The sequence below is a fragment of the Mycobacterium sp. 29Ha genome (genome assembly GCF_032883055.1).
Taxonomy (GTDB): domain Bacteria; phylum Actinomycetota; class Actinomycetes; order Mycobacteriales; family Mycobacteriaceae; genus Mycobacterium; species Mycobacterium gallinarum.
In genome coordinates this window covers 345792-364446 of the sequence record NZ_JAMQTI010000002.1, presented here as the reverse complement: position 1 = coordinate 364446, position 18655 = coordinate 345792, and the positions used below count along the sequence as shown (strand labels likewise).

Genomic DNA, 18655 nt, shown 5'->3' with positions numbered 1-18655 from the left:
GCTCACTTCTGCTGCGCGGTCGCCCGGTTCAGCTGGTCCTGCAACGTGGTCGCGCCCAGGCTCGAGTCCTTCTTGTGGTGCGACAGTGCCTGGATGGAGACATCGTGGCCTTCCGCCGCCTTGCGCAGGGCGCCGACCGTCGCCTGCTCCTTGGAAATGTGACTGAACGGGTCGAAGTTGTACCAGCGCATGGCGTTCTCGTAGGTCATCTTGTTGATCTCGACGTCGGTGGCGTGATGCTCCTTGAGGACCTCGTCGAGTTGCTCCGGGGCGCCGGGCCACATCGAGTCGCTGTGCGGGTAGTCGGCTTCCCAGCAGATGTTGTCGATACCGATCTGGTTGCGCAGTGCCACGCCGACCGGATCGGAGATGAAGCAGGTCAAGAAATGGTCGCGGAACACCTCGGAAGGTTTCTGCTTGCCGAAGTCCTGGCCCGTCCAGGTGGAGTGCATCTCATAGGTGCGATCGGCGCGGTCCAGGAAGTAGGGGATCCACCCGGTGCCGCCCTCGCTCAGGGCGATCTTGAGGCGGGGATATTTTTTGATCGGCTTGGACCACAAGAGGTCCGCGGCGGCCTGCACGATGTTCATGGGCTGCAGCGTGATCATCACGTCCATCGGGGCGTCAGCTGCGGTGATGGCAAGCTTCCCCGAGGAACCGATGTGCACGTTCATCACGGTGTCGGTGTCGACGAGGGCCTCCCACATCGGCGTCCAGTAGTCGTCGTGGAACGACGGATAACCCATCGCGGCGGGGTTTTCACTGAATGTGAGTGCGTGGACGCCGCGTTCGGCGTTGCGGCGGATCTCTTTGGCGCAGGCTTCGGCGTCCCAGATGACCGGCAAAGTCATTGGGATGAACCGGGCTGGATAGGCGCCGCACCACTCTTCGACGTGCCAGTCGTTGTAGGCCTGTACCAGCGCCACGCTGAACTCGGGATCCTCGGTGGCGAACAATCGGCCGGCGAAACCACAGAAGGTGGGGAAGCAGATGGAACCGAGGATGCCGCCGGCGTTCATGTCCTTGACCCGCTCGTCGACCTGCCAGCAGCCGGGCCGGATCTCGTCGAGACCCTGCGGCTCCAGTCCGTACTCCTCCTTCGGCCGGCCGGCCACCGCGTTGAGCGCGACGTTTGGGATGACCACATCGCGAAACTGCCAGGTGTCTGACCCATCGGGGTTGTGCACCAGCCGTGGCGCCTCGTCGAGGTATTTCTTGGCCAGATGATTTTTGAACATGTCCGGGGGTTCGACGATGTGATCGTCAACGCTGATCAAAATCATGTCGTCCTTGTTCACGGCGGCGCTCCTTTGTAGTTGCTTACCGTATGACCGACAGTTTAGCTGTCGCAGTTGACGCGATACGGTGTCTCCCAGCGCTAACCTACGGCAGATGTGAGGTGATTCAGAGTGTCAAAGTCCCGAATTACCCCTTCCGCGGCGTTCGCTGCGATCCCGGTGGACGACCTCGGTCAGGGCGACCGGATCAACATCGGAGTCGCGTCGATCCTCGGGCATCGGCCGGAGGTGGCGGGTGCGCTCGGATCGCTGAAGGCGGCGCTTACCTCGACCGGGACGCTGCCCCCGCGGCTCGTCGAATTGGTGCGGTTGCGGATCGCGTTCCACAACCAGTGCCGCAGCTGTATGTCGGTGCGCTATCAGAGCGCGATCGACGACGGTCTCACCGAGGACCTGGTGTGCTCGCTCGAACAGCCGGCCGACGCCGACGACCTCACCGACGCCGAGCGCAGCGCGCTGCGCTACGCAGACCTGTTCGCCACCAACCATCTGGCGATCGACGAGACTGTCTACGACGATCTGCGCAGGCACTTCACCGAAGATGAACTCGTCGAACTCGGCGTGCACTGCGCCTATATGGTCGGAATGGGCCGGCTGGCGGCGACATGGAGCGTCACCGATGATGTGCCCGACGCTTTCTGTGCGACATCGGATGCGCCTCTGGCGCCGTGGGATTCCGAAGGCGTCGTCGCATCCGGCTAGTTGCCGCAGGTCAGCGCCTTGCGAACCTATCTAGGCGTACGGCCCGCAAAGTAGGATTGCCGCTGGCATGATGTGCCTTTGCTACGGCAGAGAGGCGCGAGATGAACTCAGAGACGGCAGACGCTGATCTGGTCGGCGGAGTTCCGCGTCGCCGCATCGTGATCGCCTCGATGGTCGGTACCACCATCGAGTTCTACGACTTCTATATCTATGCCACCGCCGCGGTTTCGGTGTTCCCGCACCTGTTCTTTCCCAAGGGTGATCCGACGACGGCACTGCTGGCCTCGCTGGCCACATTCGGTCTCGCGTTCGTGGCACGCCCGGTGGGCTCGGTGCTGTTCGGCCATTTCGGCGACCGCGTGGGCCGCAAGGCCACCCTTGTCGCCTCCCTGCTGGTGATGGGGATAGCGACCTTTGTCATCGGGTTGCTGCCGACGTACTCGCAGGTGGGCGTCATCGCTCCGGCACTGCTGGCAGTCATGCGCTTCTCGCAGGGTTTGGCCCTCGGCGGTGAATGGAGCGGCGCGGCGCTACTCGCCACCGAGACCGCAGAACCCGGGCGGCGGGGATGGGCGGCGATGTGGCCACAGCTCGGAGCCCCGTTCGGATTCCTTTTGGCCAACGGGCTTTTCGTAGGGCTGCTGCTGTGGCTCGGGCACAGCAATCTGAACCCAGATCCCGACGGGGCATTCCTCACCTGGGGCTGGCGAGTTCCATTCCTGTTGAGCGCGGTGATGGTGGCCATCGGTCTGTACGTGCGGTTGCGGCTGATCGAGACGCCGGTGTTCACCCGCGCCGTCGCGCGCGGTGAAAAAGTGAAAACGCCGCTGACCGAAGTGTTTCGGACCAGCTGGCGTCAGCTGATCATCGGCACATTCGTGATGTTGGCGACGTACACCATCTTCTACATCGTGACGACATGGGCGCTGAGCTTCGGCACCGGCAAGCGACCGCCCGACGGTAAGGGACTCGGGTTCGCCTACGTCGACTTCCTGCAACTGCAACTGATCGCGGTGCTGTTCTTCGCGGCGACGCTACCCCTTTCGGGTCTGGTCTCCGACCGCTTCGGCCGCAGGCGCTCGCTGCTGGTCGTCACGATCGGCATCATGGCGTACGGCGCGCTGTTCGCCCCGATGCTCGGGTCGGGTAACACCTCCGAGGGCACGATGCTGCTCTTCTTGATCATCGGAATGACGTTGATGGGCTTTACTTTCGGGCCGATGAGCGCGGTTCTGCCCGAGTTGTTCCCGACGAATGTGCGCTATACGGGTTCGGGGATCTCGTACAACGTCGCCAGTATCCTCGGCGCCGCGGTGGCGCCGTTCATCGCCACCTGGCTGGCGACGTCCTACGGCGTCGGCTGGGTGGGCCTGTATCTGTTCGTCGCGGCGTGTCTGAGCTTCATCGCGATCTTCGTCATGCATGAGACCAAGGACACCTCGCTGGATTCGGTGGCCCAGCCAGATCCCGGAACGGTCATCACGCCCTGATGTCGGCTGTCGGTGCGTCGAGCTCGCGCGCGTCGGCGCCTCTGAGCCTGCGGTGCATCGCCCTCGCGATTCTGCCTGCTTGTGTCTTCGCGCGATCAGCCGCCGGGCCGTCGTACATCTCGTCGACCGTCGTTTCCCATAGCCCGAGCCAGCGCGCGAAGTGCTTGGCGTGCAAGGGATGCCGACGGTCAAGTTGGCGGTGAACCACCAGGGCGTTACCGCGATAGAGACCGGCGCGAAACAGCACGGTTTCCCAGAAGTCGCACATCACCGGAAGGTGTGATTCGAGTCCTTGCGCGCGCAGCTCGCTGAACGGCTCGGCGAGGACATCGTCGGCAAAGACCTGGCCGTAGAAGCGCCGCAACAGCACCTCGACGTCATCGCGGTTGGCCAAGTCGCCCATGCTGCCCCCTTTGTTTCTACAAGAGCATTTGTATAAACTCTAACCCATGTCGAGCGCGCCGACAGTGAGCTCCGTGTCACAGCCGTCCGGCCGTCGCGAAGACGTCCTGGCGGCTCTGAGGGATGCAACCGATGTCATGAGCATTGCGAACCTAGCGGAACAGCTTGAGGTGCATCCGAATACCGTGCGCTTCCACCTCGACGCCCTGGTCGCCGACGGCAGGGCCGAGCGGGTCGAACCGGGTCGCAAGGGCCAAGGCCGGCCGCCGCAGTTGTACCGTGCGGTCGCAGGGATGGATCCCGGCGGGACACGGCGCTACCGAATGCTGGCCGAGATCCTCACCTCGGCGCTGGCGGGCGACCCCAACGCCAGCGCCAAGGCACTCGAGGCGGGCCGCGCGTGGGCTGGCAGGCTGAGCCATCCGCCCCGCACCAAGCTTGGTGTCCGGGCGTCGGTCAATCGGCTGGTCGGCCTGCTCGACGACCTCGGGTTTGCCCCGCAGCGGCGGGAGAGCGACGGCGAAGTCCAAGTCGGACTCCGTCATTGCCCGTTTCTCGAACTGGCCGACGAAGCTCGTGGGGTGATCTGCCCGATTCACCTCGGTCTCATGCAGGGTGCGATGGCGACGTGGCGCGCGCCCGTCGCCGTCGACCGCCTGGAACCCTTCGTCGAGCCGGGCCTGTGTCTGGCTCACCTCACCCTCGATGAGGAGGCGTCATGAACGCGGGTCCGGCAGTCGCAACCGCGTTGACGTTCGTCTGGCTCGGCATGGTCCTGGCCATCTCCTTTCTCGAGGCACCGCTGAAGTTCCGGGCTCCCGGCGTGACGCTGCAGATCGGGCTCGGCATCGGCCGGTTGGTCTTCCGTGCGCTCAACAGTGCCGAAGTGCTGATCGCCGTCGGTATCACTGTCGCGCTGGCGCTGAACCACCCGCGTACCGGCATCGTCGTGGCGTTCGCCATCGCCTTCGGCGCGCTGATTGCCCAACTTGCCGGTGTGCGACCGCGATTGACACGCCGCTCCGACGCGGTGCTTGCTGGTGAGAATGCCCCACGCTCTCATGCCCACTATGTCTACGTGGCATTGGAGGCGGTGAAGGTCATCGCGCTGATCGTGTGCGGAATTCTGCTGCTGGCCAGCTGAACCGGGTCCCTACACTGCATTCATGGACGGTGAACCGATGGAGGTCCTCTCGGCAGACGAGAGCTGGAACCTGTTGTCGAGCCGGACGTTGGGCCGTCTGGTCACATGTGTGGACGGCTACCCGGAGGTCTTTCCCGTCAACTTCGTCGTCCAGCGCAGAACCGTCCTGTTCCGCACCGCGGAATTCGCCACCAAACTTTTCACCGTCGTGATGAATGCCCACGTGGTTTTCGAGGCCGACGACCACACCGTGTCGGAGGGCTGGAGCGTGATCGTCAAGGGCGTCGCGCAGGTGCTCAATACCAGCGACGAGATCGAAGAAGCGGAGCGCGCGCAACTGCTGCCGTGGACGGCCGGGATGAAGCCTCGATACGTGCGGGTGGAGCCGACCGAAATCAGCGGTCGCCGCTTCCGATTCGGATCTGCGGCCGTCACCGACTGACTGCCCTTCAACTAGGGGCCTTTGGCCCCTAGGGCTGCGGACCGGAACCGCCGACAGTGGACTCATGGAGCAATTGAGCACGCTCGACGCGGGATTTCTCCACGCCGAGGACTCCGACCGCCACGTCAGCCTGGCGATCGGTGCCGTGGCCGTGCTGGCCGGACCGATGCCCAGCTTCGATTCCTTGACCGCGACCATCGGTGAGCGCGTTCGGTCGGTTCCCCGCTTCACCCAAGTGCTGCACACCCAGCCCCTGGACCTCGGGGCTCCGCACTGGGTCGAGGACACCGAGCTCGACATCTCCCATCACATCCGGCTGGCGGCGCTGCCCCGGCCCGGAGACGACGCGGCCCTGTCCCGCTGGGTGGCCGAGGTCATGGAGCGGCGCCTCGACCGTGAGCGGCCGCTGTGGGAATGCTGGATTGTCGACGGCCTGGCGCACAACCGGTGGGCGATCCTGATCAAGGTTCACCACTGCATCGCCGACGGAATCGCCGCCACGCATATGCTTTCCCGAATCTGCGACGACGGCGCCGGTGGCACCTTCGCGACCGAAATCCGCGCCGCGCACGAGTCGACAGACGGTCTGCGGCTGCCCGTGCTCACCCTCAACCCGGTTGACTGGGTCGCCGGGGCGTGGCGTACCTCGGTCGGCGTGACGAGTGCCGTGGCGCAGGTCCTGTACGGGGCGGCCGAGATCGCGGCCGGTCTGCTGCGGCCCGCGGCGACGTCGTCACTGACCGGCCCGCTGACCAGCATGCGGCGCTACGCTTCGGTCGAGGTCTCGATGGAACACGTGACGAAGATCTGCAATCGGTTCGACGTGACCATCAACGACGTTGCGCTGGCGGCGATTACGGACAGTTACCGCACGATGCTCCTCCGTCGTGGCGAGCGGCCCCTGCCCGACTCGCTCCGAACCCTCGTTCCGGTGTCGATGCGCTCTGCCGATGCAGCCGACAAGACGGACAACCGTGTCTCGGTCATGCTGCCGTGCCTGCCCGTCGAGGAGGCCGATCCCGTCGCGCAGCTGCAAACGGTGCACAAACGACTCACGCGGGCCAAGGCCAGTGGCCAGCGCCAAGCCGGGAACATCTTCTTCTCCGCCGCGAAGGCAATTCCTTTCGCGCTCACGGCGTGGACGGTTCGGACGTTGACCCGGCTGCCTCAACGCGGCATCGTGACGCTGGCGACGAACGTGCCTGGACCGCGAAAGCGCTTGCGGGTCATGGGCCGAGAGGTCATCCGGCTGCTGCCGATTCCGCCGCTGGCGCTGAATCTGCGCACGGGCATCGCGATCATGAGCTACGCGGACCACCTTGCGTTCGGCATCATCGGCGACTACGACGCCGCCCCTGATGTCGAGGAACTGGCGATCGGCATCGAGCGTGCGGTCGAACGTTTGATGTCCGTCAGTGCCGGCTACTGGCGTTCCACACCCGTGGGGACGCTCTCACTCGTACAAGGGGGCTGAACACGATGCCGAACACCGGAGAACTCGACGTCCTCAACCGCAGGCAGTGCCTGGACCTCCTTCAGGACGTTCGGGTGGGGCGCCTCATCTTCACTGAAGACGCGCTGCCGGCGGTTCAGCCGGTCAACTTCCGAATGTGGCGCGACGACGTAGTGATTCGGGTCGCCGGCGGGGCCAAGCTGGCCGCCGCGAGCGACAACCTCGTCGTCGCCTTCGAGGCCGACGAATTGGACCCTGACCTGCGCAGCGGATGGAGCGTGACCGTCGTCGGGCACGCGCAGCCGATCACGGGCGTCGAGGATCTGGTCGAGATCGCGGGCACCTTCGTGCAGCCGTGGGTCCAGGGTCGACGCGACCACTTCATCCGCATCCGGACCGAGAAGATCACCGGACGCCGCTTCCGCGAACGGGGTTTACCGCAGTATCACGCTGCCGCGAGCGGCTAGCTCGCCCCTGTCGAACGGATCCGGCATGGTGGGACCTTGGACGGATCAGTCGGCGCGCTGGTAAAGGTCGCGAACGGTGTCGATGGTGTCGGCCTCCGCGGGGCTCTTGTCGTCGCGGTAGCGCAGGACCCGCGCGAAACGCAGTGCCATTCCGCCGGGATAGCGCGATGACGTCTGCACGCCGTCCAGCGCGATTTCGACGACCTGTTCGGGGCGCACCTTGACGACATAACCGTCGGTCGGGCCGTCGGCGAGTTCGAGGAAGCGGGCGGTCTGCCATGCCAGCATCGCGTCCGTCATCCCCTTGAAAGTCTTTCCGAGCATGACGAATTCGCCAGTCTGGGCGTCTCGCGCCCCGAGATGGATGTTCGACAGCTTGCCGGTTCGCCGGCCCGACCCCCATTCGACTCCGAGGACCACCAGATCCAGCGTGTGTACCGGCTTGACCTTCAGCCACCCGGCGCCGCGACGGCCGGCCTCGTACGGCGTCGACAGCGATTTCGCCATGACGCCTTCGTGGCCGGCGGCCAGCGTGACCTCGAGGAAATTCTGCGCCTGCTCGGCGTCGTCGGTGATCAACCGGTCGACGCGCTGGGCCTTCGGCACGATTGCGTCCAGCGCCGCGATGCGTTCACTGGTCGGCAGGTCCAGGAGGTCGGTGCCGTCGAGGTGCAGCAGATCGAAAACGAACACCGACAGGGGTTGCGCCGTGCGGGCCGCCGCGATGTCGACCGAGCGCCCGAACCGTGACGCGGTCACCTGAAACCGATGGGGACGACCGTCGGGACGCAGCGCAATCGCTTCGGCATCGGCGATCAGATCGGTGACCGACAGCGCCAATGTCGCATCCACCACCTCGGGCAGCCGTGCGGTGACATCGTCGAGGCTGCGGGTGTAGATCCGGACCTCGTCGCGCGTGCGGTGAATCTGCACCCGCGCGCCGTCCAGCTTCGCCTCGAAAACCGCTGCGCCACCAATACGTTCAAGTGCCTCGGCGACCCCGGTGGCGGTTTGGGCGAGCATCGGACCGACGGGCTGGCCGACCTCGAGCCTGAACTCCTGCAGCGCAACCTCGCCCCCCGTCAGCGCGGCGGCCGCGACGGCGGGAAGATCGCCGCCGAGCATGGCCGCGCGGCGCACCGCGGCGACGGGAACATCGGCGGCCTTCGCGACCGCGTCGGCCATCACTCCCACCAGGGCCCCCTGGCGGAGTTCGCCGCCGAGCAGGCGTCGCAGGAATGTCTGTTCGGCATCGGTGGCCTGACCGAACAGTCCCGCGACCAACTCGGCACGCCGAGCCTGGGAGCCCTTGCCTGCGACCGTCCCGATCTCGCTGAACCGGGCATCGACAGCAAGGACGGTCAGCGACGCCTCGGCCGCCGCGGGCGGCAACGATCGAAGCGCCGCCCAGCCGACGCCGATCTGGCGCTGCGGCAGCTCGCCGGACAGCCACGACACGACCACCGCGACCAGCGCGGCATCGCCCTCGTCACCAGCGCGGCGCAGCAGGTCGGCGATCCTGGCGATCTTTTTCAAACGGGCCGAAGAGGCGCCGACCTCGGCGGAGGCGGTGACGACGTCACGAAGCTGCACGACCCCAGCCTGGCACGGGTGTCAGACATCTCCGAGTAGGCCGGTGAGCACCGCGGCTTCCGCGCGGAGGCTGGCGGCGCGTTCGGTGTGCCCTCCGCTGCTCACCTGCTCGGCCGCGGCCAGCCGCTCGTCGACCTCGGCCCGCACCAGGTCGCGAATCTCGTCGTCGGACAACTCCCGGCGCGCCACCTCGGCAGCACCGAGCCCCACCACCCCGCCGGCGATGGCCTCACTCCCCGGCGCGTCGATGTCCACCGCGTCGGGGGTTTCGGCGTTGTCGATGGCACTCAGGGCCGAGCGCAGCGCGGACACCCGGGGGGCGTCGCGCTCTTTGCGGGCGGCGAGTAGCGCATCGCGCAGGGTTTCTCTCCAAAGCTGTGCAGCGGTCACGGCACGCCAAACTAGGCGGCCGAGGCCGCGACCGCAGCTCATTATTTGACTGCGAAGGAGACGGTGTGCCAGCCGGTGGCGCCGTCGGGAATCGGGTCGGCCAGGTCGGCCGTCTGGACAGCACCGGTGTTGTCGGTGGCGCGCACGGAGATCGTGTGCATGCCCGGCGCTGTGGCCTGCCACGGAAAGCTCCACAGCCGCCATGTGTCGTCGGCGTAGCTCGCGCCGAGCTCGGCCTGATTCCAGTCGCCCTCATCGATGCGCACCTCGACGGCGCGCACACCGCGGTCCTGAGCCCACGCGACGCCGCCGAACCTCACCGCCCCCTGTGCCACGTCCTGGCCGCTGCGCGGCACGTCGATGCGTGACTGCGTTTTGATCGGTCCGCGCGCGGACCAGCCCAGCGGCGTCCAGTACCCCTGTGCGCGATCGAACCGGGTGACTTCGAGGTCGACGACCCACTTGGTGGCCGACACATAGCCGTAGAGGCCGGGTACGACGAGGCGCGCGGGATAGCCGTGTTCGGTGGGCAGCGGTTGACCGTTCATGCCGACGGCAAGCAGCGAATCGCGGTCGTCGGTAAGCGCTTCCACGGGGCTGCCCGCGGTGAACCCGTCGATCGACATCGACAGCACCATGTCCGCGTCGGAGTGAATACCGGCCTCCGCCAACAGGTCCCGCAATCGATAGCCGGTCCATGCCGCGTTCCCGATGAGATCGCCTCCGACGGGGTTGGACACGCACGTCAGCGTCACCAGCTTCTCGACGACCTCGAACCGTTCGAGATCCTCGAAGCGGTAGGTGATTTCGCGGTCGACCATGCCATGGATCCTCAACTGCCAGTCGGCCCGACTCAGCTGCGGCACCGACAGCGCGGTATCGATCCGGTAGAAGTCCTCGTTGGCGGTGACGAAGGAGGGCAGCGCGACACCTTCCGGTTGGACTGTCGGCGGGACCGCCGGTGCGGCGAGGTCGATCTTGGGCAGTGCGAAGGCGTTGCGGTCGCCCGCGACCGACGTCGTCAGCCGCGACAACACCGCACCCCCGACCCCGGTGAGCGCTCCCGCACCGAGGAATCCGAGTGTGACGAGTGACAGCCGTCGGCCGCGATCGGGGGAGTCCGTCGCGGGATCGCCTTCCGGTTCGTCGACGAACCGGCCCGACGTCAGCAGCCGAAGCACGGCGACACCGCAGAGGGTGCCGATGATCGTCGGGACGACGTCGGCCCAGCCCGCGCCCGCACGCGACAGCACGGCCGCACAACCCGCGGCCCCGGCGGCGACGATCGCGGCGCTGCCTACGGGTACGCGGCGCGTCTCGTACTGCGCCGTCACCGCCGCGATCGCCGCGATGACGGCGACCACCGCGATCGACAGGAACAGTTTGTCGGCCGTGCCGAACGTCTGGATGGCCCATTCCTTGACCGGGCCCGGCGTGAGATCGATGACGGCCGATCCGACGGCATTGCGTGCGTCGGCTCCAGGCCCGAAGAACACGACGAGCAGTTGGGTCAGGCCGAGGGCGACCGCCGCCGCCGCCACCCCCGCCATCGCCTTGGCGCCGCGCTCCGTCATGAGGCCAAGCTACCCACGCACCGACCCGAAAGCCTTAACGAAAAGTGACGTCAGCTAAGTTGCTTTACAGTCTGACCTCATTTTGGAAAGGGAACTAAATGGAGATCTCGGGCAAGAAGGCCATCATCGTCGGCGGGGCTTCAGGCTTCGGTAAGGCCACCGCTGAATTGCTGGCCAAGCGCGGCGCGAGCGTGGCAGTGCTGGACCGCCCGCAATCGAAGGGCAAGGAAGTCGCTGACGAGATCGGCGGCACCTTCTATGAGGTCGACGTCACCGACTTCGAGGGCACCGAGAAGGTCCTGCAGCAGGCCATCGACCAGTTGGGCGGCCTGCACATCATCGTCACGACCGCCGGCGGTGGCGCCGCCGAACGCACCGTGAAGAAGGACGGGCCGCACAGCCTCGAGTCCTTCCGCAAGTGTGTCGACCTGAACCTCATCGGCACCTTCAACATCAGCCGGCTGGCCGGCTGGCAGATGAGCAAGCAGGACCTCGTCGACGATGAGCAGGAGGAGCGCGGCGTCATCATCAACACCGCCTCGATCGCCGCCTTCGAGGGCCAGATCGGCCAGGTCGCCTACACCGCGTCCAAGGCCGCTATCGCCGGAATGTGCCTCACCATGGCTCGCGACATGGGCAGCCTAGGCATCCGTGCCCTCGCGATCGCCCCGAGCCTGTTCGCCACCGGCCTCACCGAGGGCATTCCCGACGAATTCGCCAAGGCGCTCACCAAGGATGCGGCGTTCCCGAAGCGGCTTGGCCGGCCCGAGGAGTACGCGAAGCTGGTGGCCGCGATCGTCGAGAACCCGATGCTCAACGGGCAGTGCCTGCGCCTGGACGCTGGACAGCGTTTCGCCCCCAAGTAGGACGGCGATTTCGGCGCGCCCACAGCCACTGAGCGACTGTTGGCGCGCCGAAATCGCATAGTGTGGCGTGGGTGGCGACTGTTGCTGATCACGTCATCGAGGCCCTGCGGATCAGCGGCGTACGCCGCGTCTACGGCCTGCCCGGCGACAGCCTCAACGGCTTCACCGACGCGATCCGCCGCTCAGGCGAGATCAGTTGGGAGCACGTGCGGCACGAGGAGACCGCGGGATTCGCGGCCGCGGCGGACGCTGCGCTCACCGGCGGCCTGGCCGTGTGCGCGGGCAGCTGCGGCCCCGGCAACCTGCATCTGATCAACGGTTTGTTCGACGCGCACCGCAGCCGCGTTCCCGTGCTCGCGATCGCTGCGCACATCCCACGCACCGAAATCGGATCGGAATACTTCCAGGAGACGCACCCGCAGGAGCTGTTCCGCGAGTGCAGCGTCTACTGCGAACTCGTGAGCACCCCCGAGATGGCGCCGCGCATCCTCGAGATGGCGATGCGCGCGGCCGTCGAGGAGAACGGGGTCGCCGTCGTCGTCGTCCCGGGTGAGATCTTCCTGCAGCGCGCTGACTCCTCCGAGTGGAATGCACGGCCGGTCGTTGCGACACGGTCGGTGGTGCGCCCCGACGACGAGACGCTGCAGCGGGCGGCCACCATCCTCAACGACGCCGAGGCGGTGACGATTCTGGGCGGCGCCGGCGTGGCCGGTTCACACGACGCCCTGATCGCCGCGGCGGCGACGCTGAACGCGCCGATCGTGCATGCGCTGCGCGGCAAGGAGTTCATCGAATACGACAACCCGTACGACGTCGGCATGACGGGACTGCTCGGCTTCGCGTCGGGCTACAAGGCGATCAAGGAATGCGACGCGCTGCTGATGCTGGGCACCGACTTCCCGTATCAGCAGTTCTATCCCGACAACGCGAAGGTCGTCCAGGTCGACATCCGCGGCCGCAACCTCGGCCGTCGCACCCCGATCGAGCTTGGGCTGGTGGGGTCGGTCAAAGACACCCTCGCCGCGTTGCAACCGATGCTCAGACAGAAGACTCAGCGCGAGCACCTGGACCGTTCGCTGCGCCATTACGCCAAGACCCGTAAGCGGATGGACGACCTTGCGGTCAACGATCGCGATCGCACCCCCATTCGACCTGAATACGTTGCCGGACTTGCCAATCGGCTGGCAGCCGACGACGTCGTGTTCACCGCCGACGTGGGGTCGCCGGTGGTGTGGGCTGCTCGTTACCTCACGATGAACGGCCGTCGCCGGCTCATCGGCTCGTTCAACCACGGCACCATGGCGTGCGCGCTGCCACTGGCAATCGGTGCACAAACCGCTTACCGCGACCGGCAAGTCGTGGCGTTGGCCGGCGACGGCGGGCTGGCGATGATGTTCGGTGAGTTGCTCACGCTGATCCAGAATCGGCTGCCGGTCAAGGTGATCGTGTTCAACAACTCGTCGTTGAATTTCGTCGAACTGGAGATGAAGGCCGCGGGCATCGTCAACTTCGGAACCGATCTGGTGAACCCTGACTTTGCCGCCATTGCTCAGGCGATGGGAATCTTCGGCAGGCGCGTCGAAGAGCCGTCCGATCTGGAGGCGGCCTTGGTCGAGGCATTTGAATTCGACGGACCCGCCATCATCGATGTGGTGACTGCGCGGCAGGAGCTGTCTATTCCACCTGCGATCACAGTTGAGCAGGCAAAAGGCTTCTCGCTTTACGCGATCCGGACGATTCTCGCCGGGCGGGCCGACGAGTTGCTCGACTTGGCGACGACCAATGTGGCGCGACGTATTCTCGACTGAACACCCGCTTGCCGCCCAAATATTGATCTTGACCGCTAATGTTTGCCCATGCGCATTGGTGTGGCCGCGTTGGCGGCTGTCGTCTTGCTCGTGGCCGGCTGCGGCGGAGGCGGCAATTCGGCGCCGCCGTCGCAGACTCAGAAGGTCGCGGAGGGTGCGCCCGACATCAGTAACGTCAAGATCGAAGGTGACGCCTCGGCTCCGGCGAACAAGATCGCCATGCAGGCAATCGCGGATCTGGAGCAGTACTGGGCCGAGCAGTTCCCGAAGCTCTACGACAAGGAGTTCGAGCAGATCTCCGGCGGCTACTACGCCGTCACCGCGGACAGCCCCGCTCCGCCTTGTACGACGTCACCCGAGGAGGTTGCGGGCAACGCCTTCTACTGCTCGACCGAGGACGTCGTGGCGTGGGACGCCCAACAGCTGCTCCCTGAATTGCAGGACAAGTTCGGGCCTTTCACCATCGCGGTCGTGATGGCACACGAATGGGGTCATGCGGTTCAGACGCGGTCGAACTTCACGGGCCGCACCGTCACACAGGAGTTGCAGGCCGACTGCTTCGCGGGTGCTTGGTCACGACACGCGCAGGAAGACAAGGTGTTCGAGGTCAACGCCGCCGATCTGGACAGCGCCCTTGCCGGTGTTCTCGACCTGCGAGACACACCTGGCACGTCGAAGATCGATCCCAACGCGCACGGCAGCGGGTTCGATCGGGTCAGCGCTTTCCAGGACGGCTACGACAACGGGCTGGACAGGTGCAAGGACTACCGCGACGACGAACCGATGGTGCTCGCACTGCCGTTCAACGACGAAGAGGACGCGTCGCGCGGCGGCGACTCTCCGTACGACTCGATCGTCAACGGGGTGCCGTACGACATCGAGGATTACTTCACGCAGCTTTATCCGGAGATCGCCAACGGTCAGCAGTGGCGTCCGCTGGCGGGCATCGAGCCGTTCGACCCCGCCAACCCGCCGATGTGCGGCGACCAGTCGGCCGAGGGATACGCGCTGTTCTATTGCGTACCAGAGGATTACGTCGGCTGGGACAACGTCGATGCGATGCCGGAGGTCTATCGGCAGGGCGGCGACTATGCGGTGGTCACGCTGCTCGCCACCCAGTGGGGTCTGGCGGCGTTGACCAGGCTCGGCGACGAGTCCGACGAGAAGACGTCGACGTTGCGCGGGGACTGTCTGGCAGGTGGCTATACGGCGAGCGTGATCCTCTACAACCGTCCCGAGACCAGTACGTACCGCATCTCACCCGGTGACCTCGACGAAGGCATCAAGGCGCTGCTGGTGTTTCGGGGTGACGGTGATGTCGAACGCCAGGGTGCTGGCTGGGCCAGGGTGGAGGCGTTCCGTAAGGGCGTGATCGACGGCGCCGAATCGTGCCTGACCTATCAGGCATAGCGAACAGCTTCACAGAATCCGCCCTACAGCGGACAAACGCGCAACATTCTTGTCCATTAGCGGATATTCGCGCTCCTCAGGGCGTTGAGTTAGTGGTGCAGTATCGAACCGGCGTCGGTCAGATCTGTTACCAGATCGTCAATTTCGGCACCGGGTCGATGTTTTACTCGACAAGGAGGACCGCGTCATGACAGATCCCACAGCTACCCTCGACGTACAACAGGTCGCTGCCAAACATCGCGCGATGTGGGCGTCCGGCGACTATCCCAAACTTGCCGTCGAACTCGTCGCTCCGCTCGGCCCCGTTTTGGTGGAAGCTACCGGCATCGGCCCGGGGGATCGAGTATTGGACGTGGCCGCCGGTACGGGGAACGCGTCAATACCGGCCGCCGAAACGGGCGCGACGGTTGTGGCCAGCGACCTGGTCCCGGATCTGTTGGAGCACGGCAGTCGACAGGCCGCCCAGCGAGGCGTCGAGCTGGAATGGCGTGAGGCCAACGCCCATGAATTGCCTTTCGGGGACGACGAATTCGATGTGGTGATGTCGTGTATCGGCGTGATGTTCGCGCCGTTTCATCAGCTCGCCGCGCGGGAGCTGGTCCGCGTGTGCAAGCCCGGTGGCCGGATCGGGCTGATCAGTTGGACACCTGAAGGCCATATCGGGCAGCTGTGGGCCACGATGAAGCCCTATGCTCCACCCCCACCGACCGGTGCTCAACCGCCACCGCTGTGGGGAGATGAGGACCACGTCCGCGCGCTGCTGGGCGACGCGGTGACCGATGTCGTCATGGAGCGACGGATGCTGACGGTCGACACATTCGCCGACGGTGCCGAGTTCCGCGACTACTTCAAGAATCTCTACGGGCCGACCATCGCGGTGTACCGCAACATCGAGGGCGATGCGGCTCGCGTCGCCGAACTCGACGCGGCGATCGCGGATGTCGGCGACAGCGTTTTGACCGGCTCGTCGACGATGGAATGGGAGTACCTGCTGCTGACGGCGCGTAAGACCTGACAACATGTCTTCATGCCCGATGACGCGCAGCAGCTGCCGACACTGAGCGACGACGACCAGGCTGCGCTGCAGCGCTGGGCGCAACAGCAGGGCCTCGGCTCGACGGTGAGCGATGTGCAGCCGCTCACCGGCGGCACGCAGAACATCGTGGTGCGGGTGCACATCGACGGACGCCCCATGGTGCTGCGCCGCCCGCCCCTTCATCCTCGGCCCACGAGCGACAAGACGATGCTGCGCGAGATCGCGGCGCTGCGCACGCTCGCCGGTACCGACGTCCCCCATCCGTCGTTCATCGCCGGCTGCGAAGACCTCGACGTGCTCGGGGTCGTCTTCTACCTGATGGAGGAGATCGACGGCTTCAACCCCGGCAGCGAGGTGGCCGAGGCGTACGTCCGCGACCAGTCGTTCCGACACGACGTCGGCCTCTCCTACGCGGCGAGCTTGGCACGGCTGGGGAATGCCGCCTGGGAGGGTAAGCCGCTCGCCGAGCTGAAACGTCCGGGGTCCTTTGTGGAGCGCCAGGTTCCGCAGTTTTCGCGGCTGTTGGAAAGCTATCGACACGAGCGCTACGAGCCCGAATCGCTTGCAGTCACCGACCTTGCCGACTGGCTTCTTGCCAACGTCCCGCCGGAGAGCGAGCCGGGAATCATGCACGGCGACCCGCATATGAGCAACGTCCTGCTGCGGCGCGACAAACCGGAGCTGGCAGCGTTCGTGGACTGGGAGATGTGCACCGTCGGTGACCCGCTGCTCGATCTCGGCTGGATGCTGATCACCTGGCCGCTGGACACCAGCACGATCACCGCGGGCGGTGCTCTTGGCGCACTCGGGGGGCTGGCCACCCGGCGCGAACTTCTCGAGGCCTATTGGAACGCCGGCGGACGTGAGACGCCGAGACTCGATTGGTACATGGCGATGGCGTGTTTCAAGCTCGGCGTGGTCATCGAGGGCACCTGGTCGCGCTACCTGATGGGCAAGGCGAGTCGCGACGCAGGCGAGGCACTGCATGCCAATGCCCAGAACCTGATCGATATCGGTACCCGGGTCGTCAAGGGCGACAACCCGTTTGACCTGAACTAGCCGAAGGCGTCGAACCCGAGTTTGACGGCCAGCGCCAGTCCCGCCGCACCGATCGCCAGCCGTATCGGCTTGGCAGGTGCGTGACGCACGACGACGGGACCCAGCCGTGATCCCACGAGGCAGCCCAGCCCGAGTGGAACGACCGCCGACCACTGCACCGCTGCGACGAAGACGAAGATGACCGCCGCGACGACGTTGGCGATGCCGAGGATGACGTTCTTGCCCGCATTGGCGTGCGCGAGCGTCGCCCCGCCCGCCCGGAGCAGTATCGCGAGCAGGAGAACACCCGCGGCCGCACCGAAATAGCCGCCATAGATACAAATTACGAAGATCGCAGCTGATTCGAGTACCAACGTCACCGTGTGTCTTCGATGACTTGCCACCGTCGCATCCTTGCGCTGCCGGGCCGGGATGAGGATGGCGACCGAGGCGAATGCGAGGAGAAGGGGAACCACCTTCTCGAAACCTTCGGCTGGGAGCGACAACAGCAGAACGGCGCCGATTAGTCCGCCCAGCGCCGCAACCGGGGCGATGCGTTTGAGCCACGGTCCCTGCCCCTCGAGTTCAGGACGCGAGCCCCACACCGACCCGATGCCGTTGAACACCACGGCCACCGTGTTGGTCACGTTGGCCGTCACCGGTGGCAGACCCACGAGCAACAGTGCGGGATACGTGGCGACCGAGGCCAAACCCGCGATGCTGCCGGTGAGGCCGCCGAGCACTCCTGCTGCGGCGAGAAAGGCCGCATCCCACCACGTCATTGCGGGCTCACGTTACTTCTCGGACCGTTCCGAGCTGCCCGCTGGGGCGGGGATTCGCGCCCGACCCGCCTTGCCGCCTGAAATGTGTTTGCACCTGCCTTCGGGGGCGTCTAGAGTCGCCAACGTGCCGAGGCGACTCGTAGTAGCAACCCGCAGCGGGGTCTGATCCTGACCGACCCCTCGCTGTGGGTCGTCGCTACCTCGTCGGTCACTTCCTCTGAACTGAGAAGACCGGCACATGTCATCCGAACCCGCAATCAACACAGGGCCCTTACCGGGCGCAGCCCCGTTCGCCACTCACGTGGACGGACCTCTGCCCCGCGGTCTTCGCCAGGAGGCCGATGCAATGTCGTTCGAAACGTTCCTCGATCAGTACGCACCCAGCACGGGACCGCTGCGGCTGGGCCAGTGGTCCTGCACCGACGGTGAGCGTCCCGCGACGCGCTTGGGTCCCCAGGCGCGCAACTATCAGGCCACGCTGGCCGTCGGCGACCGCATCAGCACGTCGTCGGCGAAGGCGTCCGGACCACTTGCCGCGCTGACGGAGATGCTGTACGAGCGTGGCATCGCTGTCGAGATGACGGCCTTCCACCAACTGCCGGCCGGCGACAACACCGCGACGTTCATCTGCGGTTCCGACGGTGGGCACTCCGAGTGGGCGATGGGCCTTGCCGACGACCCGACGCAGTCGGCGTTGCGGGCCATGATCGCATGCGCAAACCGGCTCCTGGCCTCCGCCTGATTCGCCGCTCGCGGCGAT

General features: G+C 65.8%; 19 protein-coding genes. 13 read left to right on the top strand and 6 right to left on the bottom strand.

Features of this window, described 5'->3' with window-relative positions:
* Window positions 1-2: 2 nt before the first annotated feature.
* Complete coding sequence (locus M1248_RS04360; RefSeq protein ID WP_317147637.1) at window positions 3-1298, bottom strand: amidohydrolase family protein; 1296 nt, start codon at window positions 1296-1298, stop codon at window positions 3-5.
* A 111-nt stretch (window positions 1299-1409) separates the two neighbouring features.
* Between M1248_RS04360 and M1248_RS04355 the strand changes: the two genes are divergently transcribed.
* The gene (locus tag M1248_RS04355; protein ID WP_317147636.1) at window positions 1410-2000 is read left to right on the top strand and encodes a carboxymuconolactone decarboxylase family protein; all 591 of its coding nucleotides are present in this window, start codon (window positions 1410-1412) and stop codon (window positions 1998-2000) included.
* 101 nt (window positions 2001-2101) lie between these two features.
* Entirely contained in the window at window positions 2102-3490 is a 1389-nt protein-coding gene (locus tag M1248_RS04350; RefSeq protein ID WP_163725507.1) for an MFS transporter, read from the top strand.
* Here M1248_RS04350 and M1248_RS04345 read toward each other — a convergent pair.
* Window positions 3480-3893 (bottom strand): group III truncated hemoglobin, encoded by a 414-nt coding sequence (locus tag M1248_RS04345; RefSeq protein WP_317147635.1) that lies wholly within the window; start codon window positions 3891-3893, stop codon window positions 3480-3482. The genes M1248_RS04350 and M1248_RS04345 overlap by 11 nt on opposite strands.
* Window positions 3894-3939: 46 nt before the next feature.
* Here M1248_RS04345 and M1248_RS04340 point away from each other — a divergent pair, with 46 nt between their 5' ends.
* The 5 genes from M1248_RS04340 (at window position 3940) to M1248_RS04320 (ending at window position 7398) form a co-directional block, all read left to right on the top strand.
* Window positions 3940-4614 (top strand): HTH domain-containing protein, encoded by a 675-nt coding sequence (locus M1248_RS04340; protein ID WP_317147634.1) that lies wholly within the window; start codon window positions 3940-3942, stop codon window positions 4612-4614.
* Complete coding sequence (locus tag M1248_RS04335) at window positions 4611-5036, top strand: hypothetical protein (RefSeq protein ID WP_317147633.1); 426 nt, start codon at window positions 4611-4613, stop codon at window positions 5034-5036. Before M1248_RS04340 ends, M1248_RS04335 begins: the two co-directional genes overlap by 4 nt.
* 22 nt (window positions 5037-5058) lie before the next feature.
* Window positions 5059-5478 (top strand): pyridoxamine 5'-phosphate oxidase family protein, encoded by a 420-nt coding sequence (locus M1248_RS04330; RefSeq protein ID WP_317147632.1) that lies wholly within the window; start codon window positions 5059-5061, stop codon window positions 5476-5478.
* A 64-nt stretch (window positions 5479-5542) separates the two neighbouring features.
* A complete protein-coding gene (locus M1248_RS04325; RefSeq protein WP_317147631.1) occupies window positions 5543-6952 on the top strand; it encodes a wax ester/triacylglycerol synthase family O-acyltransferase in 1410 nt (469 codons plus the stop codon).
* A gap of 5 nt (window positions 6953-6957) precedes the next feature.
* Entirely contained in the window at window positions 6958-7398 is a 441-nt protein-coding gene (locus M1248_RS04320; protein ID WP_163725531.1) for a pyridoxamine 5'-phosphate oxidase family protein, read from the top strand.
* Window positions 7399-7443: 45 nt separating this feature from the next.
* Here M1248_RS04320 and M1248_RS04315 read toward each other — a convergent pair whose 3' ends face one another.
* Genes M1248_RS04315 through M1248_RS04305 form a run of 3 tightly spaced genes read right to left on the bottom strand, consistent with a single transcriptional unit; the run spans window position 7444 to window position 10955 of the window.
* Window positions 7444-8991 (bottom strand): ATP-dependent DNA ligase, encoded by a 1548-nt coding sequence (locus M1248_RS04315; RefSeq protein WP_163725534.1) that lies wholly within the window; start codon window positions 8989-8991, stop codon window positions 7444-7446.
* Between the two features lie 21 nt (window positions 8992-9012).
* A complete protein-coding gene (locus M1248_RS04310) occupies window positions 9013-9381 on the bottom strand; it encodes a glutamyl-tRNA amidotransferase (RefSeq protein WP_232076061.1) in 369 nt (122 codons plus the stop codon).
* 41 nt (window positions 9382-9422) lie between these two features.
* Window positions 9423-10955: a molybdopterin-dependent oxidoreductase gene (locus tag M1248_RS04305; protein WP_163725540.1), complete on the bottom strand. Its 1533-nt coding sequence runs from the start codon at window positions 10953-10955 to the stop codon at window positions 9423-9425.
* Between the two features lie 98 nt (window positions 10956-11053).
* Here M1248_RS04305 and M1248_RS04300 point away from each other — a divergent pair, with 98 nt between their 5' ends.
* The 5 genes from M1248_RS04300 to M1248_RS04280 all read left to right on the top strand — a co-directional run bounded on the left by M1248_RS04300 (window position 11054) and on the right by M1248_RS04280 (window position 17134).
* Window positions 11054-11821, top strand: a complete 768-nt coding sequence (locus tag M1248_RS04300) for an SDR family NAD(P)-dependent oxidoreductase (protein ID WP_163725544.1) — start codon at window positions 11054-11056, stop codon at window positions 11819-11821.
* 71 nt (window positions 11822-11892) lie between these two features.
* Window positions 11893-13629 (top strand): ubiquinone-dependent pyruvate dehydrogenase, encoded by a 1737-nt coding sequence (gene poxB, locus M1248_RS04295; RefSeq protein ID WP_163725547.1) that lies wholly within the window; start codon window positions 11893-11895, stop codon window positions 13627-13629.
* A 48-nt stretch (window positions 13630-13677) separates the two neighbouring features.
* The gene (locus M1248_RS04290; RefSeq protein ID WP_317147630.1) at window positions 13678-15039 is read left to right on the top strand and encodes a neutral zinc metallopeptidase; all 1362 of its coding nucleotides are present in this window, start codon (window positions 13678-13680) and stop codon (window positions 15037-15039) included.
* Between the two features lie 187 nt (window positions 15040-15226).
* A complete protein-coding gene (locus M1248_RS04285) occupies window positions 15227-16054 on the top strand; it encodes a class I SAM-dependent methyltransferase (RefSeq protein ID WP_317147629.1) in 828 nt (275 codons plus the stop codon).
* A 12-nt stretch (window positions 16055-16066) separates the two neighbouring features.
* Complete coding sequence (locus tag M1248_RS04280; RefSeq protein ID WP_317147628.1) at window positions 16067-17134, top strand: phosphotransferase family protein; 1068 nt, start codon at window positions 16067-16069, stop codon at window positions 17132-17134.
* On the opposite strand, the gene M1248_RS04275 is transcribed toward M1248_RS04280, so the two are convergent.
* A complete protein-coding gene (locus M1248_RS04275) occupies window positions 17131-17895 on the bottom strand; it encodes a sulfite exporter TauE/SafE family protein (protein WP_317147627.1) in 765 nt (254 codons plus the stop codon). The two genes, M1248_RS04280 and M1248_RS04275, sit on opposite strands and share 4 nt — an antisense overlap.
* A gap of 238 nt (window positions 17896-18133) precedes the next feature.
* Between M1248_RS04275 and M1248_RS04270 the strand changes: the two genes are divergently transcribed.
* On the top strand, window positions 18134-18637 hold the full coding sequence (locus M1248_RS04270) for a homocitrate synthase (RefSeq protein WP_174261998.1): 504 nt from the start codon (window positions 18134-18136) through the stop codon (window positions 18635-18637).
* Window positions 18638-18655: the final 18 nt, after the last annotated feature.